Here is a 23,008-nt window from a genome sequence, read left to right as displayed (position 1 = left end):
ATTATCCTTTATAATGTATTACTCTGAATTTCTACCGAATCATTCAATTAAAGAAATAAGAAAGAAAAAATTACTGTACGTTTACAGCTTTTTTCTTTGGTGTGGGGGTAGGTTTGCTTTTTGGCAATATTATGTCTAGTACACCATCGGTTAGTTTTGCTTTTACTTTGTTTGGAATTATCTTTTCGGAGAGAGGAATTGTTTGATAGTATGACATACTGTGTCTTTCTTTTCTTAGATAGTTCTTTTTCTTTTCCTCTTCTTTATGTTCTCCTGTAACCTCAATAGAATTTTCAGTTACATTGAGCTTTATCTCGTTTTTTTGAATTCCAGGTGTGTCCATCTTTACTCTAAATTGATTTCCTTCATCAATAATATCACAAGATGTATGGTTCATTTTTGGCATGGATATTGAGGGGAATGACAAAAATACTTTTTCCATTTCTTGTCTTAGGTTGTCAATTGATTTGTTAATGTCAAACCAATTTGATGTTAAAGATGGAGTTACTATGGCACTTGTTTTAGCAGGTTTTTTTGATTTTGCCATGGTTGTATTTTGTATGCCTAATTTAACAAATTATTGTAAATTTTCACCTTTGATAATGACTTTGATCTTTTCTAATTTACTCTTAATGAATATACGTTACATAGATCTATGTCTTATGATTGTCAATTTATTCTCCAAAAAACCTCGTACCAAAATTTTTTGCAAATACGTCTAGATCATATGATAAAATTGTTAGATACGCAACATTTGGTAAAGATATGCTTTGGAAAAGACACATTCTTGATAAAATTCATGGGAAATCTATCTTAGATTTGGCATGTGGTACTGGAATATTGACTAGAATGATCGCACAAAAATTTCAAGATGTCACTATAGTAGGTGTTGACCTTACTCCTAGTTATCTTGATGTTGCAAAATCAAATTCTAAATCATTTAAAAATATTTTATTTGTTCATCAAGATGCCGAAGATCTCAAAATTGGACAAAATTCGATTCAATTGTATCATCTTACATTCCAAAATATTGTGATGCCCAAACATTAATCAAAAAATGTATTTTACACTTAAATCCAAACGGAGTAATAATCTTACATGATTTCACATACCCTAACAATATTTTTATTCAAAATCTCTGGAATCTTTATTTTGTTTTATTGCGCTTTATCGGATATTTCATTCCAACTTGGAATGATGCATTTGTTGAACTTCCAAAACTAATTCGTTCAAGTAATTGGCTTGAAAATTATGTTTCTGCTATGAAAAAATATGGTTTAGATGTAGAGGTTGAATACTTGACGCTCAATTCATGTGCAGTGATAGTAGGACAAAAATTAAACTCGTAAAATAAAAAACAAAATAGTTCCTGATAACACCACTAATGTGATTATTTTTAGAATATTTTCTTTATTTTTAATTTTACTACTTTCAATTCCTTCTTTTTTAAGTTCTTTGTATTTTCTAGATGTTGTTATTAGAACATAAGTTATTCCTGCAGAAATACAGCTTAAAATTACTGTCTCAATTGAAATTGAGTTTGATTGTATTGCAGACCCTGCAAACACTGGTAAAATCCCCCAAGATATTATGGTTGATATGTTGTTGTGAAATTTTCCACCAAAAAGTTCTAGATTATATGCAAACAGAAAAAATCCTTCAATTATTCCTATGGGGAATAGTAACGGGGAATCCAAAAATGCATAGTATAGTCCAATAGTAAATACAATTACAAGTGATGATATTGCAATTGATGTTATTTTTCTTTTTGGTAGTGTTCCCCAAGGTTTAGTTTTTCCACCTACTGCATCAAGAAAGTGAGCTGCTACTCCCACTGCAAGAAAATAGATTATTCCTATTGAAACTATTCTGTCAAGAGTAAAATCAGTTACAAGTGAACCCCATAATGCAAAACATGTAACAATGGCAGTATAAGGTAAAAACAACATTCCAATTCCAATTCTAAAGTTTCTTGGACCAATCTTTGGGACAAACCATTCTGAGGTTCTGTCTTGTTGCATGTATTTTGATATTCTTTGTTGTTTATATGATGACTTGTAATCAGACTTGTTTTATACTAAAAATTATATTTCTAAATTATGCGGAAATATAAAAAATACATTACAAAGGGAATTAATGAACCATTGTCAAAAATTCCATTCCATCAAAAAACATCTATTAAACGTATTTCTATGTTGAGTCAAAAAATTATACCTGAATCCAAAATTCATACTGCCATTCATTTTGTTAATATGTCTGATAAAAAAATATCAAAATACAGTTGTTTGCATAAGCATGATGTGGATGAAGTAAATTTGATCCTTTCACAGGATGATAAGCTAGTTTATGAGATTCAATTAGATGATGAAATCTATAAGGTTAGCTCCCCTGCTACAATCTTTATCCCAAAAGGCGTGAATCATAGGGCTGATGCTATCTCTGGAAAAGGAATTTTTGTTTGTTTGATATTATCTAACAAATACAAAACATCATAATTATTAGATTTCAAATTTCTGTCATTTGAAATTATGTTTTAAATTCAAAATAAAGGCATGCCACAAATACGACACTATTGACAAATATCTTTCTGATTTAATAATTTTGAAAATGCAACAAATACAATATGTTGAAAATGGCCACTCCGAGGCTACAAAAAGTCTGGTTGAAAGTTTACCAGTAAAAGAGGAAGAAAAACTTCACATGAATCTTGTTTCAAGACAAAATACTTGTGCTCTTGATATGATAGGGTTATCTTGGATTTTTGAGGATGATTACTCTTGATTCAAAAAATATTATTTTGTATTTCTAATACTATGAGAAAAAATGGTCATATGAATTTTAATTCTGATATACTCGAGCAATTCAAATGACTTTAATTTTTGATGATAACTCATTGAAACCACTTAAATATCATAATAATTCAAAAACATCATGTTTCTAAAAAAATCTAATTTATTTTCAATAATTTTTGTATTATTTTCTGTTTCAATGCTTATGATGGTACCTAATTTGCAGGATTCATTTGCAGATGTTCTTTCTTTAAAAAAACAGATCAATCTAGGTATCTCTTCTGATGATCTAACATGTGAAAGTGGAATGTTCAAAGTAATTCGTGAACGAACAAATTCTGTTGCATGTGTGAAAACTGATAATGTTTTAAAGCTTGTATCAAAAGGCTGGGCAAAACCAGTTGATGAAACACTTTTGAATGCTCAATCTTCTCAAGGTGACTTTGTTTTGGGAACTATAAATAAATTGTATGTGGAACCGATAAAGACTCAATTTGGAAAGGTATCTCCAAAATATGCTGTATCTGGGTATGATGTTGCATTTGAAATATGTTCATCATCTCAAAAGATCTACGTTCCTGATATTTTGATAAAATCCGATAGTGAGACACAACGCTATGAAATACCAGAGACAGTTGAGCCAAATACCTGCATTGTTAGTGCTACGTTTATCAAAGCAGCTGACCCAAATACCATAAAAATTACTTTACTAAATCAGGGCGATATTTCAAAGACTCTATCTGATTTAGAAGCAAAGGTATCGTCTTTACAGCAAGAACTTGCTGTTGCAAGAAACTTACTAGGTACCAAATCGGCTCCAGATGTTACTCAAATTGCAAAGATAACTGAACTTAGAAAGCAACTAAATGAAACAAAAGAAGATCTATACAGATTATACTTTGCTGTATATGCAGTGCCACAAGAAAAATACAATGTTCAAAAACTATCCTTTACTGGTACTCCAATTGAAGACCAATCTGCAACTTTAGTAATGGCAAAAAAAGCACTTACTGGTGAGAATACATATGATGCAGTCTTTGAAGCGTGCGCTGGTAAAACAATAGTAAAACTTCCTGTGATTTCGGTAACTTCTGATATGGAAACCATCAATGTCAAATTAGGTGATAAAATTGCTCCAAATACATGTCAGATGTCTTCTGCTAAGATATTGTCTGGAAACCTTACATCCATTTTTGTAGCCCCTGCTGGAAATGCAGAATCTAATTCTAAAATCACTGATATAGAAAATCAACTAATTAAATTGCAAAACGATATTGTAAGTGAAAGAAATACGCTGCGTTCTATTACTCATGATCCAAATAAACCATCAAATTATAATGAACAGATAGAAATGCATACTGCCAATATTATTGATTTACGAGGCCAGATTGGAGAATTGAAAGCACAATTAAACGAAATATTGTATAAAACGTATAGATAGAAAATAATTAAATTTTTTCTATTTATCCTTTAACTATGTTGTAGATTTGTTTCTCACTTAACATTGATAATATCTTCCTTGGTATTGGTTTGTTGGTTCATAATGTTAAATTTAGGTTATGTGTAATGTTTATTATTGGATAAAAAAATTGCCCGAGTTTTACATTCATTGGAAAAAAGATCAAAATACGAAGAAAAAAACTATAAAAAATTTCACATGATCAAAGAATGCTTGCAATCACTAAAGATACTGGAATTTTTTATTACATTCTTCTCAAAACCTACAAACCAAAAAAAATACTTGAAATAGGCACTTCTTTTGGTTACTCTGCATTGTGGTTTGCCAATGCAATCATTGGAAAAAACTCAAAGATAGTTACTATAGAGCAAAATCCCCACAAAATAAACATTGCACAAAAAAACTTTCGTAAAGCAGGTGTATCTAAAATGATTGAAATCAAAAAGGGTACTGCTAAAAATGTTCTATTAGAACTGAAAAAATCTGTAAAATCCAATTCTGAAAATTATTTTGATTTTGTATTTATTGATGCAGATAAAGAGCTATATCCAATTTATTTTGATATCTGCTTATCAATGTTAAAAAAAGATGGTATAATTGCTGCAGATAACATACTTTATCCAATACGATTTAAAAAATACATAAAAAAATATCTCAGCCACATACATGGAATCCCATCCGTTGAATCCATTACCGTTCCAATTGGAAATGGACAAGAAATATCTTTTAAGAAAAATAGCAAAAATTAATCCAATTTATGAAATATTTCAAATATGTTCATGCCTATATTTTTTAAAACTAAACCTCTAATACTTGGAATTACATGATAATTTTATTGAATTACGAAAATTTTTGCTCACAAATTTTAGATTCAAATCCAAAAATTAGATTTGCAACTGTTTATGACCAATGGGCTGTTCGTGCTGGTGGCGGTCTACGTAAGGGTTTGACAAGTATTCTTTCTGAACATAAAGAAAATGAATTGGTCACCTTGGCTATTTTAGACTGGCAATCAAGAAAAGAAGTATCAAAATGGCTTGGTAAAACAAAATACACTTTGGCTGAATATGATGAGGTTAAACGTTTTTCACTCTATTTGGGTGATGATCATTTGCTTTTAGTAAGTGCAGAAAAAGAAGTAGATACTGATAAAGTAGTTGATACAATTATCAAACTCTATTACAAAAATCTGAACTAAAATTTAATTACTAATATTTTATAATATTTCAAACTCGTTGTTAGACTAAAATTTTTTAATTATAATTACAATATGAATTAAAATTTATAAAAAACCGTATCATTTTTAATGTATTTCAAATATTGAATAATTATGGGTTTATTCAAACGAAATAAAGATAATGAAAATGAGACCAAATGCAATGTGTGTGGTTTAGAGTTACATGATCCAGAACGACTAAAGAGACACACAAAAAAGGCACATGGTAACATTCCTGAAAAGAAGCTTGATCCAAATTCTGGTACAGGCGGTACTTGGTAGTTGGAATTTACAAATAGCCAAAAAATGGGGTTTATTTTCGGTGGGGCCTTTGTTGCAGCAGCTTTAGTTTTATCCACAATAGTCTTTCCATTTTGGAATTTAATACGAGAAGATGTTTTTGAAGATGTAGTTATTTTGAATAACGATCAAGGTACATGTTATGTCGAAACAAAAGATATGATTCCTAAAAAAATTCAAAATTGTGAATTACAGGCAGGAGATAAAACAACGATAAAGTTTGGAAGAGGACTTGCTTGGGCTACCGTTGTTCAAACATAGAAGTTAATATTTTGTTTATTTGTTAATGATATATGGATTGTATATTTTGTAAAATAATTTCTAGGCAGATTCCTGCAAAAATTATTCAAGAAACTAGTTATTCTATTGCTTTTTTGGACGCTTTCCCACTTGCAAAAGGACATACTCTAATAATCCCAAAAAATCATCATATGAAAATTCAAGACATGACTCATGAGGAAAATGTTGATTTATTTTCACTTGTACACAAAGTGCTCTCAAAAGTTGACAAATTAACTGGTTCAACACTTGTAGCAGTTCATAATGGCAAAGATGCCGGACAAGAGGTTCCACATGTTCACGTGCATCTAGTTCCTCGTACTCAAGGTGATTCTGCAGGACCAATTCATTGTATGTTTAAAACTGTAAAATTTTCTGATTCTGAAATTGAAGAAATTTATGATAAATTAAAATAACTCTAATAAGGAAATAATCTTTCTTTTGTATCTGCATTTTCTACAATTATTGCTTTAGTTGGACATGTTTCTGCTGCATTCATTATTTTGTTAATTCCTGCACCTTTTGGATTAATAACTGATGATTTTGGATTTGATCTTGAATTTCTATTAATTGAAAACACATCAGGAGCAATCATTTCGCAACTACAACATCCTATGCACAAACTTTTATCAACATTCACAAAAAGATTTGGTTGTTTTTCAGGCTCTTTAGCTTTTTCGTACTCTCCTTGTTTTCCATCTGAGCGTACACGGGCATTGTATTCTTCCCAGAATTTTTTTTCATACTCTCTCCAAAAAGTGGGATCTCCTTCTTCAAACTCCCTAGTGTATCTACTCCAGTCTTCCTCTGGTATTTTTCCACCAGGGGGTGCTCCCCATTGAGGTTTTCTTTCAAAATTAGTTTTGTTATTTGAATCTGTGAATTTTTCTTTAGAATTATTGTTATCTTCTGTAGTGTTTTTTTTCAAATAATTATACGCCTCTGTAATTTTTTTAAATTCAATCCCCTCTTTTTCGCTAATATTTTTATCTGGATGGTATTCTAGAGCTAATTTTCTATATGCTAATTTCACGTCCTCCATTGATGAATCTGATTTTATATTCAGTGTTCTGAGGGCTTGAAATCTATTCAATAATTCTAAGAATCTCTTTTATCTTAAAAACAATTTCATACGATTTCCCGGTTTTATGTTTATTCTAAAATGGTTTCATCTTCTGGTTTCCATGCTGGTTCTACTATGCATAAAAATCGTAGGTTTACGGTTCCTGTATTTTCTATGTATTGTTTTGATGATGGCGGTACATAAACAGAATCATCTTTTTTTACTTTATGTCTTTCATCATCGATCATCAGTGTAGCTTCTCCATCTAAAATAAAGTAAATTTCTGAGGATTTTATCTTGTGTAGGATGGTTTTTTTCCCAGGTTCTAATGTGAAATGAGCTAAACTATACCCAATACCATTTAGTGTATTGTGTGGATGAAAGTATTGTTTTATCTTTGATCCTTCACTACCTAGAATTTCTTCAATTTCAGAACTTTTTCTAACTGACATTTTTGATGTTCATATTTTTTTTGTGACTTTTGTCTTAAAGTCTGATTCATACCATGCCGTTTTATATTCTGAATTTTTAGCTGGTAGAATATTGATTGCAATGTGCGAAAACATCTTTTTACTAGTTGCTCCGTGCGTGTGAAGCGTGTTTGATGGAATGTATACAACATCGCCTTCATTGAGGCTAATTTTTTCAATCTTTTTGATTTTAAATTCTGTTTTCTTTGTCCCGTATTTTCTAAACATCTCAAGGCTGCCTGTTCCTTTGGTGACTATTAGTATTTGATTTCCATTATGAGAGTGAATCTTTGTTTTTGCTCCATTTTCAAAGTAGACATGGTAGATGTCTTGCTCTTTAGATTTGATTTTTGAAGAAATATCTTTCATGTGCACTTTATTTGTAAACCAATTTGGATTGATTTTCCTTTTATCTCCCTTTGAGTTAATGTTTGATTTTTTCATATTATATTCTCGATAAAATTTTCTTTTTCTTTTCTTGAAATTCTTTTTCAGTTAGTATTCCTGCTTTTCTTAACTCGCCTAATTTTTCTAACGTTGCTAACTCTTCACTAGTTTTAATCGTAGCCTGTTTAACTGCAGCAATGCTTTCATTAATTTTTTTAATTCCTTTTGTTGTGATTTCTGCTTTTTCTTTAATTGCTCTATTTCTGAGTTCTTTACTTGTCTTTTTTGCTTGATTTGCAGCCATTCCTCCAAATTCCACTGCATCATCTAAAGCCTCATCGGCTCTTTTGATTCCTTCATCTATTGCTCTGTCAGCTTTTTTTAGAAATCTTTCAATGCGTCCAACTTTCTTTTCTGTGACCATACAATGTATGGTCTTTTCAAATGTAATATATTTTTCCTAAGTATTGAATTTTACAATTGATTTAATAGCGACAATGCTCTAAATTTTATGGAATTTTGACTGAAAACAAATATGACATTAAAACAATAGTTCTAAAAAAAATTTTGGATGAAAAAGAAGCATCAGTAATAATTGAAGATAAAAAAACTTCACTATTTAAAAAATTGTTAAAAAAACCTAGCCCCGAAGAAGTTCATGTTCAGTCTCTTACTCTTTGTTACGAAAGCATATTGAAAATTTCTGGGAAATACGTTGCTGATTATTTTAGAAAATCAACTCATGTTATTTCTGTAGATTCTAATGTCAAGGAAGTTGTTCTTGGAGGTGGTATTTTTCCAATTGAATCCAAATCTATTCTTAGAAAGGCATTTGTTGGAAATCGTGGAAAAAACAAGATTGAACTTCCATTGGAAGAACATGTGTTTGTCGAAGAAGAAGGTGAAGTTACTTTTGATCATCATGGCAGAGAGATAAAATTTCAATTTACGATTAATTCTAAAACTGTCGAGAATTATCCTCAGCAAATATTGGAATCTAATTCCTCTACTGTAAAAAAACCTGAAATAACATATGATGCTGCTGTTGAACAACTAAAAATCATTCTAAAAAAACCATTAGAGCAAGATATACGCAATCTAAATGATGAATTTGTTCTAAATACTATCTCTGAAATTTATATTCCAATATTTGAAGCTCGATTAGTAGGTCCAAATCAAAAAATTGAAATATTACGAATCGATGCGGTTAGAAACAAAATTTTGTAAATAATTTTATTCTTATAATTTTACAAGTGCTCTAAACTTGTCATTTGTGTGCAATTGGGTAAATGCTTTTTCTTCTTTAGCCCATGCCCTAATTGTTTTGGGATTTTTTGAGATTGCTTGCTTTAATAGTTCTAATGATTCCGGAAACATTCCTAGAGATGCTTTGCTTCTTGATTTTGCATATATGATATTTACATTATCTTTGTGCTTTGATAGGATTTGATCAAATATCTCAATTGCTTTCTCATGTTTTCCTATTTCTGCTAATTCTATTCCTTTATGAAAAAATGCATCCATATGGGTTGGGTTTTTTCTGTATACATTTTCAAAACAATTCAAAGCTTCTTCATGCCTTTTTAATTTGCCCAAAATGATTCCTTTGTAAAACTGAGCATTTGGCTTACTTGGTGATACTTGAATTGCCTTTTCAAAACAATTCAAGGCCTCCTCATGTTCTTGTAATTTGTCAAGCAAAACTCCTTTGTTAAAATATGATGGCCCATATTTTGGGTCTACTTCCATTGCTTTATCGTAACACTCTGATGCTCCCTGTATGTTTCCTAATTCGGCCATTGCTATTCCTTTATTGTTAATTGCTGCCGCATCTTTGGGGTTAATTTCTAATAGTAAATCAAAGCAAGTTACTGCATCACTGTATTTTTTGATTTGATTTAATGCAAGTCCTTTATTGTATAATGCAGATATGTTTTTTGGATCTTGTTTTAATATTTTAGTAAATATTGAAATTGCTCCTTTTGGCTGATTTTTTTCAAGTAATGACATTGCATTGTACATCATGTCTTCTGTATCTTCTTTTGAACCAAACAAGCCCATGATTAATTCTGAACTATCGTAGTAATGAAAGTTTAGATTGCTTTTTTATTCCTGAAAGTTCTCAGTTGCATTGATCATTTTCTTTATGTCTTCTTTGGTGTGCGCATTGGATATGGCACCAAGTTTTCCTGGTAAAAAGAATATTCCGTCATGAGCAATCATCTTAAAGTGATATTTGTTTAGTAATGATGTATCGCACTTTGCAGCCTGAGAAGAATTGATGATCTCTGTAATTCCATCTTTTACAAAATGAGTCATAAATAACGAGCCTTTACCTGTAACAATTACTTTCCCATCAAATACCTTTGTTAGCTCTTTTCTTACAAAGTCTCCAAGTGAATTTATTTTTGAATAAATTGTTTTTCCAGATTTTAATTCTGTTAATGTGGCAAATCCTGAAGTCATTGACATTGGATTTGCAGAAAATGTGCCTCCTCCGATATAGCTTCTTTCTGTTTTTTTCTTCCCTTTAGTGTTGGAGTATTCCATTATCTCTTTTTTACCACACATAACCCCAATCGGCATTCCTCCTCCAACAATTTTTCCTAATGTGACAATATCTGGATCAAGATTCATTGTAGGATACAAACATCCAAATCTAAATCTGAATCCTGTAACGATCTCATCTAAAATAAATAACGAATTATTTTTTTTACAAAATTCCTGAATTCCTTTAAGATAATCTGCATTTGCTGGAATACATCCACCTCCTCCTAATACTGGTTCTATGATTATTCCTGCCAAATCCTTTGAAACTTTTTTTAGAATTTCAAGTGATTTTTCAAAATCATTAAATGGTATTGATATTATTTTTTCTTCGTTTACTACACCTGTGCTTTCTGATTCTGTAAATGGCCAGTTTACACTTTTTAGTAAATCAGATGTATATCCATGCCATCCCCCATCTATCTTTGCAATAATGTTTTTCCCAGTTACAGACCGCGCCAGTCTTACTGCATACATTGTAGCTTCAGTACCAGAAGTGACGTAACGAATTTTTTCAGCCACTGGAACTGCTTTTGAAATTAACTCTGATAACTTGACGGTTTGCTCATTTACAGTACCGTACATCCAACTTTTTTCAATCTGTTTTTTCACTGCATCTTTTACTGGTTTTGGACCATGGCCTAAAATCAAACTCCAGTGTCCCATCCAATAATCTGTATACTTGTTATTGTCAACATCCGATAGATTTTTTCCAGACGATGATTTAACAACAAATGGATAAGGTTCAAAAAATCTAATGTTGTGACTTACCCCATTTACATGAAATTTTAAAGACTTGTCAAAGAGTTTTGCTGATCCTTTTGTTTTTTTCTTGTATTCTGAAATGTAATCTGTCAAAAGTTAATCTTTGATGCCATTTCATCAATTTTAACTATCAATATTTGTACTAAATTGGCCCTTTTTTGCGAATGTTTTATCTTTGAGGTGATGTGAAATTTGATTAATTATCTTTTTTACAAAAATAATCTGAGATCAGAAATTATTTTAGGCATGGTTTATATGGATTTGTAATTCTTCTGTTTCTGCATACGTAAAGCAATAGGCGGCGCTTGTGATGAAAGCATGGTATTATACCATTTTGTGATTCATGGGCCTCCATTTACGCATACAAAATGAGGATCTGATCAACTGATCAAATCTGAAATGTGAAGATTATGTGCATCCGTCAATTCCAATTATAGTACATTGTGTACTTCAATAATCAAGTAAAAGAAAGAATCCGGTTGATCCTGCCGGACCTGACTGCTATCGGATTGATACTAAGCCATGCGAGTCATTGTAGCAATACAAGGCAGACGGCTCAGTAACGCGTAGTCAATCTACCCTATGGACGGGAATAACCTCGGGAAACTGAGAATAATGCCCGACAGAACATTATACCTGGAACGGTTTATGTTTCAAATGATTTATCGCCGTAGGATGGGACTGCGGCCTATCAGTTTGTTGGTGAGGTAATGGCCCACCAAGACTATTACAGGTACGGGCTCTGAGAGGAGTAGCCCGGAGATGGGTACTGAGACACGGACCCAGGCCCTATGGGGCGCAGCAGGCGAGAAAACTTTGCAATGTGCGAAAGCACGACAAGGTTAATCCGAGTGGTTTCTGCTAAAGAAACCTTTTGCTAGTCCTAGAAACACTAGTGAATAAGGGGTGGGCAAGTTCTGGTGTCAGCCGCCGCGGTAAAACCAGCACCTCAAGTGGTCAGGATGATTATTGGGCCTAAAGCATCCGTAGCTCGTTTTGTAAGTTTTCGGTTAAATCCATACGCTTAACGTATGGGCTGCCGGGAATACTGCATAACTAGGAAGTGGGAGAGGTAGACGGTACTCGGTAGGAAGGGGTAAAATCCTTTGATCTATTGATGACCACCTGTGGCGAAGGCGGTCTACCAGAACACGTTCGACGGTGAGGGATGAAAGCTGGGGGAGCAAACCGGATTAGATACCCGGGTAGTCCCAGCTGTAAACTATGCAAACTCAGTGATGCATTGGCTTGTGGCCAATGCAGTGCTGCAGGGAAGCCGTTAAGTTTGCCGCCTGGGAAGTACGTACGCAAGTATGAAACTTAAAGGAATTGGCGGGGGAGCACCACAAGGGGTGAAGCCTGCGGTTCAATTGGAGTCAACGCCAGAAATCTTACCCGGAGAGACAGCAGAATGAAGGTCAAGCTGAAGACTTTACCAGACAAGCTGAGAGGTGGTGCATGGCCGTCGCCAGCTCGTGCCGTGAGATGTCCTGTTAAGTCAGGTAACGAGCGAGATCCCTGCCTCTAGTTGCCACCATTACTCTCAGGAGTAGTGGGGCGAATTAGCGGGACCGCCGCAGTTAATGCGGAGGAAGGAAGGGGCCACGGCAGGTCAGTATGCCCCGAAACTCTGGGGCCACACGCGGGCTGCAATGGTAGTGACAATTGGTTCCGAATCCGAAAGGAGGAGGTAATCCCTAAACGCTACCACAGTTATGACTGAGGGCTGCAACTCGCCCTCACGAATATGGAATCCCTAGTAACTGCGTGTCATTATCGCGCGGTGAATACGTCCCTGCTCCTTGCACACACCGCCCGTCGTTTCATTGAAGTTTGCTTTTAGCGAGGTGACGTCTGATTGGCGTTATCGAACTTGAGGTAAGTGACAAGGGAAAAGTCGTAACAAGGTGACCGTAGGGGAACCTGCGGTCGGATCACCTCCTTAGACAAGTGAATGTGCCGGGTGCACATAATCTTCGCAAAATCATCGATGCAATGCATCACGAAAGTGATGTATGAAGGATGTAGCAGGTTCCTCTTACCGGAGGACTTGCAATGATCGTCGTGCATAGTCGTGTAATATGTGGCTGAATTTGCCGGTGTAAAGACGCCAATAGGTGGATTGCTAGGCTTGAGGAGAGAAGAAGGACGTGGCAAGCTGCGATAAGCTCGGGGTAGGCGCACGCATCCTATGATCCCGAGATGTCCGAATGAGAATCTTACACATAGTGTATTCCGTTACAATGGTGATGGAAGTCGAACCGTGGGAATTGAAGCATCTTAGTACCACGAGGAAAAGAAATCAATTGAGATTTCCCAAGTAGAGGCGATCGAAAAGGAAAGAGCCCAAACTGAATCCTTCGGGAGATGTGGTGTTTTGGTATGATAATATGGAATCCTGGAACACAGCTGAAATGATCTGAAAAGTTCTGGCACAGAGGGTGATACCCCCTTAAGCGAAGTGGAAAAGGTCCTATTCATACCCGAGTAATTGTCCTTGGTAGTGGGCAATGAATATGGGTGAAAGTAGCATCCGAGGCTAAATATCTCTCAAGACCGATAGTGTACTAGTACCGTGAGGGAAAGCTGAAAAGTACCCCGGAAGGGGGATGAAAAGTGCATGAAACCTATTGGTTACAGACGTGCGTGGCATGAAAGGTGATTTTTTCAGACTGGAGGTTCTAGCAATAGAGCTGAAGGTTTGATGTTTTAATCATCAGTGTCACGCGTTCCGTCTCGAATCACGGGCCAGGGAGCTAACTGTCATGGCAAGCTTAAACCTTCAATGGTGTAGGCGAAGGGAAACCGAGTTCTCGCAACTTCGCAAGAAGTGAGGAGAAGCGTGTGAAAGTGCGTTGAGTCATGGCAGCTAGGCTAGAAGCCAGACGATCTATTCCTGAGCTAGACGAAGGCGGGCGAAAGCCCGCTGGAGGTCTTAAGACGTTCTGACGTGCAAATCGTTGTTGTGACTTGGGAATAGGGGTCAAAAACCAATCTAGTCTGGCGCTCGCTAGTTCCAACCGAAGCGTCTCGCAGGGCGTGCTTTGTGGAGATAGTGTTTCCGGTAGAGCACTGATAGGGGGGCGCGGGGAAGAAATTCCTCACCCTCCATTCAAACTCCGAACGGATACACATCGTAGAAGCAAGGACACGGGTTCGTGTGGCGTAAGGCTCACGACCGAAAGGGGTTTAACCCAAACTGAAGTTAAGGTCCCTAAATTTTTGCTAAGTGTCAAGCCAAAGAGCGTGTTCCCGCCAAGACAGCAGGGAGGTATGCTCAGAAGCAGCAATCCTTTAAAAAGTGTGTAACAACTTACCTGCCGAGGGGGGATGCCTCAAAAATGTACGGGGCTAAAGCAAAATACCGATACTTTAGATAATTATCAGTAGATGATTCATGGTAGGTTGGCGTAGTGATTGGGTCGAAGCAGGGCGGTGACGTCCTGTGGACCGATTTCTATTGCAGATCCTGGTGGCAGTAACAGCATAGTATAGTGAGAATCTATACCACCGCAAGCGCAAGGGTTTCCAGGCAATGCGTTATCAGCCTGGAGGTAGTCGATCCTAAGGTTTACCTCAACAGAGTAAATCGAATGGGAAACTGGTTAATATTCCAGTACCTTGCACAGAGCGTTTGAGCTATAAGGTTAGCTTTCGGATAAGGGTTGTACAACTATCGTTGTATCTAACTGTTCGAGGAATAGGGAGTGTCGTAATGACGAGAACTGTTCCGAGGCAGGAGTGGCTTCGCGTTAGCGGAGTTTTCTTGATTCCAAGAGACCATGAAAGACCATGTAGTTAGCAATGTGCAAGCTCGTACCGAGAACCGACACAGGTGCGCTAGCTTAGAAAGCTAAGGTGCTACGAGTATACCGTATGGCGAGGGAATTCGGCAAATTAGTCCTGTAGCTTAGGTATAAGGGATGCCTGCAATCTTCATGAGGAATGGGGATCGCAGGTTACAATGACAAGGGGGTTCCGACTGTTTAATAAAAACACAGGCGACTGCTAGTCCGAAAGGATTTGTATAGTCGCTGAATCCTGGCCGGTGCCGGTACCTAAAACTTGGGTTCAACCGAGCTAAGGGCCGGTTAACGCCGGGAGTAACTCTGACTCTCTTAAGGTAGCCAAATGCCTTGTCGGGTAAGTTCCGACGCGCATGAATGGAACAACGAGAGCCCCACTGTCCCCGCCTACAACTCGGTGAAGCCACATAAGGAGGACGAACAGTCCTTCATCTTCCATCGGGGAGAGAAGACCCCGTGGAGTTTTACTGCAGCTTGTGCTTGTGGTATAGTAAAAATTGCACAGGGTATCTGGGAGCCATGCTTAACATTCTCCGGGATGTTAAGAAGCAACGATGTAACACCAGACTCTTTTTGCAGTACCACTTATCCAGAGAAGACTGGAGACACGTGCAGGTGGGCAGTTCGGCTGGGGCGGCACCCCTTTGAAAAGATATCAAAGGGGCCCAAAGTTTAGTTCAAACGGGGCAGAAATCCGTTGAAGAGGGCAAAGCCAAAAACTAGACTGAATGGATTTCCAAACGCACGGAATTCATAGACGAAAGTCTGGCTTAGCGATCCTTCGTGTGCCCACTATTGGGGCCCGGAGGTGACAGAAAAATTACCCCAGGGATAACAGGCTCGTCGCGGGCGAGAGCTCCTATCGACCCCGCGGTTTGGTACCTCGATGTCGGCTTTTCCTATCCTGGTCCTGCAGCAGGGGCCAAGGGTGTGGCTGCTCGCCAATTAAAAGGGAACATGAGCTGGGTTTAGACCGTCGTGAGACAGGTCGGTCTCTGCCTGATGGAAGCGTGGATGTCTGAGGGGAAGTTACTCCGAGTACGAGAGGAACAGAGTAGCGTGGCCACTGGTTTACCGGTTGTCTGATAAGGCAGGCCGGGCAGCTAAGCCATTTGGGCTAAGTGCTGAAAGCATCTAAGCACGAATCCCATCCCGAGACAAGACATCCTTTCGTAAGATGAAGGTCGGCAGCAGAAGACTGCGTTGATAGGAAGGTGGTGTAGATCACAAGCTTCGGCGAGTGGTGAGCCAGCCTTTACTAACAGACCAACACATCGGTTCAGCCACTTACATAGAGACTATGCACGATGAATTCATTTTAGAATTCACAAAGTGAAAATAATACACGACTTGTACGATGATTTTATTTTAAATCACTCCTTAGCGAATGCTATGCAGTTTGATTTTATTTTCATCCCTTAGCGAATGCTTTACTCAACTTTAAAAACCTGAAAATGTTTGATGTTCAATTATCATAAATCTTAAATTATACTCTCTTTACCTAACTTCGTGAATCATTACTTTAGTTTGTTTGTGTTATTATCTGTGCTTATTACCGGCATGATTGTATTTCCTTCTTCATTTGCAGATGACCATGTAAATGGAACTGCAAATAATGGTACATCTACTAATTCTACATCCACCGAAGAAAATATGACTGTAGATGACGAAATGGAATTTGCAATGGGTGACGACGAAGAAATGATGGAAGATGAAGAAATGATGGAAGATGAAGAAATGATGGAAGATGAAGAAATGATGGAAGATGAAGAAATGATGGAAGATGAAGAAATGATGGAAGATGAAATTCCAGCTGTTCTTTCACCATTAAAACAAATCAAAGAAGGTACTGCCCCTGAAAACGTAGTATGCAAAGAAGGCTTGGAACTTGTTTTCAAGATTAGCGGTCAGCCAGCATGCATTCAAGCATCAAGTGTTGAAAAATTGATTGCTTGGGGTTGGGCCCAATAATTATTTAATCTATTTAATTACAATATACTTTTAATTATAAACACTATTTCTGTTTTTGAACTTTGATGGTGTTTTATTCTTCAAATTCTATGTCTTTTTCTAACTCTTTAGGAAGCCCAATCCACCATTTTAGATTCTCAGACATTCAAAATACACAGATCTAACGTTGGTAATAGATCTAATGGTTAATTCTAGAAAACAATTGTATAATAAAAAATGACTACATCTAGTCTTTTTTATATTTAATATTTTCAATACTTTCTTCATTATTTTTTATTTTTACTACTATTGTGTCACCTATTTTATTAAAAATTCTTTGACGCTTTTCATTTGTAAATATCCATCCTAAAATCACATCTATTGGAATGAGAAATGTTTTTCCAAAACTACTGATTATTACTCCTTTCAAATCCGCCTTTTTTCCATACGTATTTGTTACTTTTAGATTTAAGATCCTCTTCCCAATGGATTGACCTGTTTTATATTCTAAAGTTATCCAATATCCAAAAAAGATCATACTAGTTTGAAAATATTGAATTGCTTCTATCCAGATCCATTTTTCATTCATATCAAAATCAATTTTTCCAAAAAATGCAAACATAATGAGTGTAGAAATCACTGTAATAATTAAAAAATCAATCAACCACGCAAAAAACCTGTCACTCCACTTTGCAATTGTAATTTCTGAAATGTTATCTGAATTTGATTCACTCATTAAATTACTAATTTACCCAAATTAATAAAAGATAATGTACTGTGTTAACTCGTTATCCCGATTAGTACATTAGAGATTAATAGTATCTGATTTCACCTATATGTGAAAACCTTTTTGAATGTGATTAACCCTGTCGATATGTTTTTTTGGACAATTCGAAAAAACGAAAAAGATGTCATTAATCTTTACAATTCCCTTTCTCCAATAATGCAGCTAGCAACGGGAGGCTCTATGCTGAATTTTGGTTATTGGGAACAAAACACCTCCGAGCCAATCGTTGCTCAAGAAAATCTTTGTTCTTACTTTGGTAATATGGCAGAATTAGAAAACGCCAAATCTGTGGTGGATGTTGGAAGTGGTCTATCCGCCCCCGCAATTTTTTGGAGAAAAAAATACAATAATCTAAAACTGTTTTGTATAAACATTAACTATGCTCAATTACAATTCTCTGGTCCCCAGGAAAATATGGAATTTATCAATTCAACTTCAACTAAATTACCTTTTTCTAATAGATCTGTAGATCGAGTATTGGCATTAGAATCATCGCAACACTTCAAACCTCTAAAAGATTTTATTTCTGAGTCAAAACGAGTTTTAAAATCTGATGGAGTATTTACTTTGGCATTACCTGTAACTCTTCAGCATACTTCCTTATTCAAATTGGGAATTCTGAAATTTACTTGGTCATCAGAACATTATAAGTTAGATCATGTACGAGAACTTGTACAATTAGGTGGTTTTAAAATTCATGATGAACAATTAATTGGAAACAAGGTATACACTCCATTGGCAAATTATTACATTGAAAATCGTCAGGAATTGAAAAAATCCATATTGCAAAAATACCCAAATTATGTTGAAAAAATACTTTACAAATCAATTTTAAAAATGAAAAAGGCATCTGATCAAAAGATAATAGATTATGTTGTTTTAAAATGCAAGTTTTAAACTAGTTTGCAATGTAATTGGCTAGGTTTTTATTTTTGATATCTCAACAATGTGTATTGTCTATTCCAAATAATGCTGCTCTTAAACTATACAATGAAAAATGTTTGCAGATACAAAAGGAACCAGAAATTAGATTTGCTGGAATTGTTGACAAAGATGGCAAACTGATAGCAGGCGGATTTAAAGAAGGTCTTGTTCCATATGAGGATGATGAAACTAGACTCCATTCCTTTTTTGAGTTTGTATCTAAAGCATCCATTAGGAAAGAATATGATGATAGTTTAGGACCGATTAATTATATTGCTGCAAGACGTGATAAGGCTGTTTTAGTAAGCTTCCCATTTCCCATCACCCAAGTTCTTCTTTTGATTTCTGCAGAGCCTTCTGCCAATATTGAAAATTTAGCTAAAAAAGTTGTTGAAATTTTTACTGATGTTAGCTAAAATTATCTTTTAATTCTAATTGCTAATCACATAGTTTTAATTTGATAATGTTGTAATTAAAATATGAAAGCTACATTTGGTGCTGGATGTTTTTGGCATGTTGAAGACTTGCTTCGAAAAACTAAAGGTATCAAGTCAACACAAGTAGGTTATATCGGAGGCAAATTGCCAAACCCTACTTATGAAGAAGTATGCACAGATAGAACTGGACATGCTGAAGCAGTTCAAGTAGAATATGATCCAAATGAAATTACTTATGATGAATTACTAAAAGTTTTTTGGAGTAATCATGATCCAACAACTCTTAATCGACAAGGACCTGATATTGGACATCAATATCGTTCTGCAATATTTTTTCATAATGAAGAACAAGCACAAATTGCACAAAAATCAAAAGAAGAACTTGAAAAATCAGGAAAATTTCAAAAACCTATTGTAACTGAAATTGTTCCGGCTCCAGAATTTTATAAAGCTGAAGACTATCATCAAAAATATTTTCAAAAGCACGGTTTATCCTAAACTCATTTGACAACAAGTACTGGAATTTTTGATGTATGGATGACATAATTTGAAACACTCCCTAAGAATAATTCCTTTACTGCACTTCTTCCTCTAGACCCCATTACGATTAGACTGAAATTTTCTTTTTTATCATGTGCCAATTTTATGAGGTTATATCCTATGTTTCCTGCCATCATTTTTTCTTTAAAATTTACATTATTTTGTAATGCTATTTTTTTGGCATTATCTAGAATTTTTTTTGCCTCATTTTTCCACTCCTTGCTAACTGTGGCTGTTGTCTGAAACTCGGAATGTGGTTGAATGTTTATTGAATATGCTCCTGTAATTGTAGCCTCAAACTGTTTTGCTATGGATACTGCCATTTCGAGTGCTCGTATAGAATTTTTTGAACCGTCTAATGGGACAAGAATTTTACTGATTTTTTTATCTACCACAGTCTGTTTTCAACTTGGATCTTAAAAAACCTAATCCATGTTTTCTGAGATGATAATTTAGTAAAATACCAAAAACAATTGATCGTTAATAGTAACTAAACTTATCTAGCTAAATCATTGAAGCTAAAACCATGAAAGAAAATTTCATACAGGTTGATGGTAATACCATTAGGTATCTGGAATCTGGGGATTCTAAACATGTCTTAGTATTGATCCATGGATTGGGTGCATCAGCCGAACGATGGAATAAAGTTATTCCTCTTTTTGCAAAACAATATCATGTGATTGTTCCTGATCTGATCGGTTATGGTTATAGTGATAAACCTGTCGCAGATTATACTCCTGATTTTTTTCATCGTTTCTTGAGAAATTTTTTATCGCTTTGAAAATCACACGTCCCATTATAATTGGCTCTTCATTAGGTGGTCAAATTGCAGCTGACTATGCATCTACTCATTCAAATGACGTTGAAAAATTAATTCTTGTATCTCCTGCAGGTTCAATGAAACAATCTACTCCTGCATTAGATGCTTACATAATGGCTGCATTATATCCAAACGATGAAAGTGCAAAAAATGTGTTTGAGTTAATGGAATCATCTGGTCATGAAGTCGATACTCAAATTATTCAAGGTTTTATTGAAAGAATGAAACTACCTAATGCAAAACTAGCTTTCATGTCTACTGTTTTAGGATTGAAAAATTCTGAGGTTATAACTCCTAAACTAAATTCAATTTCATGTCCCACTCTTGTTATCTGGGGATCAAAAGATCCTGTGATCCCAATTCAATATGCTGAAAATTTTCTATCCAATATCAAAGATTGTAGATTTTTTAGAATGGATAATTGCGGCCATACTCCATATGTTCAAGATCCTGAAACTTTTTCATCTGCTGTTCTGGAATTTCTTTCTTAGATCAGTTTATATACCATCTAATTCCAATATTTACCAATGAGTGGTAATTATAACCAATTCAATCCTTCTGAAATGTTCAAAGATTGGATTCAAAAAAATGGTCGTGCACAAGCTGAATTTATGAAAAATTTTGGCATGTTGATGACAAATCAAAATACACAAACATTCAATCCTTTAGAAACTCTTAGAGAAGTTTCTGATAATACAAGACAGGTTCAATCTGACATGATGAAAAATATGTCATCTATGCAAAACAAAAGTATGGAGACTATGTTTCAAATCGGTCAAATGCTTCCCTCTTTTATGAATTGGGGAGCATACAAAACAACTGTAAGTAGTAATGGAAGAATTTCAATTCCAGAGGCAGAACGTAATGCACTTGGATTAGGTGAGGGCGACTTGGTACAAGTCATAGTCCTTCCAATAGCAAAAAAATCAAAAAATAAGGAGGTGAAACAATGAGTAAAAACGAACAGACACCAGGAGCTAAAGATGTATTTTCTGTATATCAGGAAAACATAGACAAAATATTTACTGGTATTAGACAATCAGTACCACAGTATCATCAATCAATTACAAATGTTCAGCAAGAATATTTACAAGCATATGAAAATGTTGTTGATTCTACAATCACATTACAAAAAGAATATGCAAAGAAATTTGGCGTTGCAACAAACATTCCACAAGCAACACTAAAAGTAATGAATGATACTACTGAAGAAATTGTTAAAGTGGCATCAATACACAATCAAATAACACTAGCAACAATTGATTCAACCCAACAAAACATCAAAACATTCAACGATAATGCAAAATCCTTCGCTGACTTGAATAGAAACATTCTTCAATCCTGGATATCCGCATTCACCACAAAGAACAACTAGTGGTAAATTTTATTTTTTTATTTTTTATTTTATGATCTTTCAGCAAGCCAATTTCCTAGCTCTGGTAATACCTTATTTTGAGATAATGAACTAGCAATCATTCCTACATGCCCAGTTGGGTATATTTTCAATGTCTTATCATCACTTCCTACTGCATAATGAAGTGGCATACTACATTCAGGTGATACTAGGTGATCCCCTACTGCAACTTGTGTAAATATTGGCATGTTAATTTTCTTCAAATTTATGTGACTACCACCAACAAACATTTTATTTTGAATTAGTAGATTATCTTGATAAATATCCTTAATCCATTGTCTGAAAAGAGCACCTGGAATAGGCGGTGTATCGCCAAGCCACTTTTCAACTCTTAGAAAATTATCCACAAATTTTTTGTTCTCGATATTTTTGAAAAAATTGACATATTTTTCAATCCCTTGTTCAAATGGTTTTAGAACTGAAAAACAATAATACATGAATTCGGGAGGCATATTTCCTATAGTTTCTACCATTTTGTCTACGTCCATATGCTTGGCACGATTGCTAATTACTGTGGTATCTCGCCATCCGTCAATGACCGGTGCTGTAGCAATATAGTTTTTCACACTTTCTGGATGTAATGCTGCATATGCAGTTGCAATTGTAGCTCCTGTACAATATCCTTGTAGGGATATTTTTTCTACCGATGATACATCTTTGATTAATTCTATGCTGCTATCTAAATATCCGTTAACATAATCGTCAAAATCTAAATATTTGTCCATGCTAGTTGGAGAACCCCAATCTAACATGTATACGTCAAATCCTTGCATTAGTAAATTTCTAACCCAACTTTTTTCTGGCTGTATGTCTAAAATATGATATCTGTTAATTAACGCGTATGAAATCAGTAACGGTGTTTTGTGCTGTTTATCTGTAAGTGGTTTGTAATGTAGTAGTCTTGTTTTATCAATTTCTTGAACTACATCATGAGGTGTAATCTCTAAATTAATTTCATCAGGAGCTGAAACTAATTTTGGTGCATCCATAACATGTTTGCTAAATTTTATCATCTCTTCAATGATTTTAGGATCAAATTTTGATTCACTTTTCAT

General features: G+C 35.0%; 28 protein-coding genes, 2 rRNA genes and 1 pseudogene. 20 read left to right on the top strand and 11 right to left on the bottom strand.

The window, feature by feature from the left end; all coding sequences use genetic code 11:
* Positions 1 to 70: 70 nt before the first annotated feature.
* The gene (locus DSQ20_RS06605; RefSeq protein WP_179365038.1) at positions 71 to 547 is read right to left on the bottom strand and encodes an Hsp20/alpha crystallin family protein; all 477 of its coding nucleotides are present in this window, start codon (positions 545 to 547) and stop codon (positions 71 to 73) included.
* 119 nt (positions 548 to 666) lie between these two features.
* Between DSQ20_RS06605 and DSQ20_RS10785 the strand changes: the two genes are divergently transcribed.
* Together DSQ20_RS10785 and DSQ20_RS10780 are read left to right on the top strand one after the other, a co-directional pair.
* Positions 667 to 1,050, top strand: coding sequence for a methyltransferase domain-containing protein (locus DSQ20_RS10785; RefSeq protein ID WP_255458178.1), 384 nt, complete (start codon positions 667 to 669; stop codon positions 1,048 to 1,050).
* A gap of 110 nt (positions 1,051 to 1,160) precedes the next feature.
* On the top strand, positions 1,161 to 1,349 hold the full coding sequence (locus DSQ20_RS10780; RefSeq protein WP_255458177.1) for a hypothetical protein: 189 nt from the start codon (positions 1,161 to 1,163) through the stop codon (positions 1,347 to 1,349).
* Here DSQ20_RS10780 and DSQ20_RS06595 read toward each other — a convergent pair.
* Positions 1,338 to 2,021, bottom strand: a complete 684-nt coding sequence (locus tag DSQ20_RS06595; RefSeq protein WP_179365037.1) for a UbiA family prenyltransferase — start codon at positions 2,019 to 2,021, stop codon at positions 1,338 to 1,340. The two genes, DSQ20_RS10780 and DSQ20_RS06595, sit on opposite strands and share 12 nt — an antisense overlap.
* A 78-nt stretch (positions 2,022 to 2,099) precedes the next feature.
* Here DSQ20_RS06595 and DSQ20_RS06590 point away from each other — a divergent pair, with 78 nt between their 5' ends.
* From DSQ20_RS06590 to DSQ20_RS06555, 8 genes are all read left to right on the top strand, one after another.
* On the top strand, positions 2,100 to 2,495 hold the full coding sequence (locus tag DSQ20_RS06590) for a 2-isopropylmalate synthase (RefSeq protein ID WP_179365036.1): 396 nt from the start codon (positions 2,100 to 2,102) through the stop codon (positions 2,493 to 2,495).
* A gap of 112 nt (positions 2,496 to 2,607) precedes the next feature.
* The gene (locus tag DSQ20_RS06585; protein ID WP_179365035.1) at positions 2,608 to 2,781 is read left to right on the top strand and encodes a hypothetical protein; all 174 of its coding nucleotides are present in this window, start codon (positions 2,608 to 2,610) and stop codon (positions 2,779 to 2,781) included.
* Positions 2,782 to 2,931: 150 nt separating this feature from the next.
* The gene (locus DSQ20_RS06580) at positions 2,932 to 4,230 is read left to right on the top strand and encodes a hypothetical protein (protein WP_255458176.1); all 1,299 of its coding nucleotides are present in this window, start codon (positions 2,932 to 2,934) and stop codon (positions 4,228 to 4,230) included.
* Positions 4,231 to 4,457: 227 nt separating this feature from the next.
* Positions 4,458 to 4,997: an O-methyltransferase gene (locus tag DSQ20_RS06575; RefSeq protein ID WP_255458175.1), complete on the top strand. Its 540-nt coding sequence runs from the start codon at positions 4,458 to 4,460 to the stop codon at positions 4,995 to 4,997.
* Between the two features lie 86 nt (positions 4,998 to 5,083).
* The gene (locus tag DSQ20_RS06570) at positions 5,084 to 5,446 is read left to right on the top strand and encodes a hypothetical protein (RefSeq protein ID WP_255458174.1); all 363 of its coding nucleotides are present in this window, start codon (positions 5,084 to 5,086) and stop codon (positions 5,444 to 5,446) included.
* Positions 5,447 to 5,578: 132 nt separating this feature from the next.
* Positions 5,579 to 5,746, top strand: a complete 168-nt coding sequence (locus tag DSQ20_RS06565; RefSeq protein WP_007550812.1) for a hypothetical protein — start codon at positions 5,579 to 5,581, stop codon at positions 5,744 to 5,746.
* 24 nt (positions 5,747 to 5,770) lie between these two features.
* A complete protein-coding gene (locus tag DSQ20_RS06560; protein ID WP_179366345.1) occupies positions 5,771 to 6,025 on the top strand; it encodes a hypothetical protein in 255 nt (84 codons plus the stop codon).
* Positions 6,026 to 6,057: 32 nt separating this feature from the next.
* Positions 6,058 to 6,459: an HIT family protein gene (locus DSQ20_RS06555; RefSeq protein WP_179365033.1), complete on the top strand. Its 402-nt coding sequence runs from the start codon at positions 6,058 to 6,060 to the stop codon at positions 6,457 to 6,459.
* Positions 6,460 to 6,461: 2 nt separating this feature from the next.
* Here the strand turns inward: DSQ20_RS06555 and DSQ20_RS06550 are convergent, their stop codons facing one another.
* The 4 genes from DSQ20_RS06550 to DSQ20_RS06535 are packed head-to-tail and all read right to left on the bottom strand — an operon-like array spanning position 6,462 to position 8,387.
* Positions 6,462 to 7,136 (bottom strand): DnaJ domain-containing protein, encoded by a 675-nt coding sequence (locus tag DSQ20_RS06550; RefSeq protein WP_179365032.1) that lies wholly within the window; start codon positions 7,134 to 7,136, stop codon positions 6,462 to 6,464.
* A gap of 59 nt (positions 7,137 to 7,195) precedes the next feature.
* A complete protein-coding gene (locus DSQ20_RS06545) occupies positions 7,196 to 7,558 on the bottom strand; it encodes a cupin domain-containing protein (protein ID WP_179365031.1) in 363 nt (120 codons plus the stop codon).
* Positions 7,559 to 7,567: 9 nt separating this feature from the next.
* Complete coding sequence (locus DSQ20_RS06540) at positions 7,568 to 8,020, bottom strand: cupin domain-containing protein (protein WP_179365030.1); 453 nt, start codon at positions 8,018 to 8,020, stop codon at positions 7,568 to 7,570.
* A 1-nt stretch (position 8,021) separates the two neighbouring features.
* Complete coding sequence (locus DSQ20_RS06535; RefSeq protein WP_179365029.1) at positions 8,022 to 8,387, bottom strand: SHOCT domain-containing protein; 366 nt, start codon at positions 8,385 to 8,387, stop codon at positions 8,022 to 8,024.
* A gap of 95 nt (positions 8,388 to 8,482) precedes the next feature.
* Here DSQ20_RS06535 and DSQ20_RS06530 point away from each other — a divergent pair, with 95 nt between their 5' ends.
* Positions 8,483 to 9,190 (top strand): hypothetical protein, encoded by a 708-nt coding sequence (locus tag DSQ20_RS06530; protein ID WP_179365028.1) that lies wholly within the window; start codon positions 8,483 to 8,485, stop codon positions 9,188 to 9,190.
* A 12-nt stretch (positions 9,191 to 9,202) separates the two neighbouring features.
* On the opposite strand, the gene DSQ20_RS06525 is transcribed toward DSQ20_RS06530, so the two are convergent.
* Positions 9,203 to 10,024, bottom strand: coding sequence for a tetratricopeptide repeat protein (locus DSQ20_RS06525; protein ID WP_179365027.1), 822 nt, complete (start codon positions 10,022 to 10,024; stop codon positions 9,203 to 9,205).
* 45 nt (positions 10,025 to 10,069) lie between these two features.
* Entirely contained in the window at positions 10,070 to 11,368 is a 1,299-nt protein-coding gene (locus DSQ20_RS06520; RefSeq protein WP_179365026.1) for an aspartate aminotransferase family protein, read from the bottom strand.
* 379 nt (positions 11,369 to 11,747) lie between these two features.
* On the opposite strand from DSQ20_RS06520, the gene DSQ20_RS06515 reads away from it, so the two are divergent.
* The 3 genes from DSQ20_RS06515 (at position 11,748) to DSQ20_RS06505 (ending at position 17,052) form a co-directional block, all read left to right on the top strand.
* A 16S ribosomal RNA gene (locus DSQ20_RS06515) occupies positions 11,748 to 13,218 on the top strand.
* A 149-nt stretch (positions 13,219 to 13,367) separates the two neighbouring features.
* Positions 13,368 to 16,363: ribosomal RNA gene (locus DSQ20_RS06510) — 23S ribosomal RNA — on the top strand.
* Together the 16S and 23S rRNA genes form the textbook arrangement of a ribosomal RNA operon.
* A 227-nt stretch (positions 16,364 to 16,590) precedes the next feature.
* Positions 16,591 to 17,052, top strand: a complete 462-nt coding sequence (locus DSQ20_RS06505; protein WP_255458172.1) for a hypothetical protein — start codon at positions 16,591 to 16,593, stop codon at positions 17,050 to 17,052.
* Positions 17,053 to 17,278: 226 nt separating this feature from the next.
* Here the strand turns inward: DSQ20_RS06505 and DSQ20_RS06500 are convergent, their stop codons facing one another.
* Positions 17,279 to 17,767 carry an RDD family protein gene (locus DSQ20_RS06500; RefSeq protein WP_179365025.1) on the bottom strand — a complete coding sequence of 163 codons (489 nt, stop codon included), beginning with the start codon at positions 17,765 to 17,767 and terminating at the stop codon, positions 17,279 to 17,281.
* 138 nt (positions 17,768 to 17,905) lie between these two features.
* Between DSQ20_RS06500 and DSQ20_RS06495 the strand changes: the two genes are divergently transcribed.
* The 3 genes from DSQ20_RS06495 (at position 17,906) to msrA (ending at position 19,677) form a co-directional block, all read left to right on the top strand.
* On the top strand, positions 17,906 to 18,715 hold the full coding sequence (locus DSQ20_RS06495) for a class I SAM-dependent methyltransferase (protein WP_179366343.1): 810 nt from the start codon (positions 17,906 to 17,908) through the stop codon (positions 18,713 to 18,715).
* Positions 18,716 to 18,771: 56 nt separating this feature from the next.
* Positions 18,772 to 19,158 (top strand): DUF6659 family protein, encoded by a 387-nt coding sequence (locus tag DSQ20_RS06490; protein ID WP_007550795.1) that lies wholly within the window; start codon positions 18,772 to 18,774, stop codon positions 19,156 to 19,158.
* 63 nt (positions 19,159 to 19,221) lie between these two features.
* Positions 19,222 to 19,677: a peptide-methionine (S)-S-oxide reductase MsrA gene (gene msrA, locus DSQ20_RS06485; RefSeq protein ID WP_007550793.1), complete on the top strand. Its 456-nt coding sequence runs from the start codon at positions 19,222 to 19,224 to the stop codon at positions 19,675 to 19,677.
* Between the two features lie 2 nt (positions 19,678 to 19,679).
* On the opposite strand, the gene DSQ20_RS06480 is transcribed toward msrA, so the two are convergent.
* A complete protein-coding gene (locus tag DSQ20_RS06480) occupies positions 19,680 to 20,114 on the bottom strand; it encodes a universal stress protein (protein ID WP_179365024.1) in 435 nt (144 codons plus the stop codon).
* A gap of 131 nt (positions 20,115 to 20,245) precedes the next feature.
* On the opposite strand from DSQ20_RS06480, the pseudogene DSQ20_RS06475 reads away from it, so the two are divergent.
* The 3 genes and pseudogenes from DSQ20_RS06475 (at position 20,246) to DSQ20_RS06465 (ending at position 21,914) form a co-directional block, all read left to right on the top strand.
* A pseudogene (locus tag DSQ20_RS06475) lies at positions 20,246 to 21,030 on the top strand (alpha/beta fold hydrolase).
* A 36-nt stretch (positions 21,031 to 21,066) separates the two neighbouring features.
* Positions 21,067 to 21,492 (top strand): AbrB/MazE/SpoVT family DNA-binding domain-containing protein, encoded by a 426-nt coding sequence (locus tag DSQ20_RS06470; RefSeq protein ID WP_179365023.1) that lies wholly within the window; start codon positions 21,067 to 21,069, stop codon positions 21,490 to 21,492.
* Positions 21,489 to 21,914, top strand: a complete 426-nt coding sequence (locus DSQ20_RS06465) for a hypothetical protein (RefSeq protein WP_179365022.1) — start codon at positions 21,489 to 21,491, stop codon at positions 21,912 to 21,914. The genes DSQ20_RS06470 and DSQ20_RS06465 overlap by 4 nt, the downstream gene beginning before the upstream one ends.
* A gap of 29 nt (positions 21,915 to 21,943) precedes the next feature.
* On the opposite strand, the gene phaC is transcribed toward DSQ20_RS06465, so the two are convergent.
* Positions 21,944 to 23,008, bottom strand: a complete 1,065-nt coding sequence (gene phaC / locus DSQ20_RS06460) for a class III poly(R)-hydroxyalkanoic acid synthase subunit PhaC (RefSeq protein WP_179365021.1) — start codon at positions 23,006 to 23,008, stop codon at positions 21,944 to 21,946.

The sequence above is a fragment of the Nitrosarchaeum sp. AC2 genome, from assembly GCF_013407385.1.
Classification (GTDB): Archaea; Thermoproteota; Nitrososphaeria; order Nitrososphaerales; family Nitrosopumilaceae; genus Nitrosarchaeum; species Nitrosarchaeum koreense.
The sequence above is the reverse complement of the archived record's forward strand: the minus strand, read 5'-3'. Positions and strand labels throughout refer to the sequence as shown.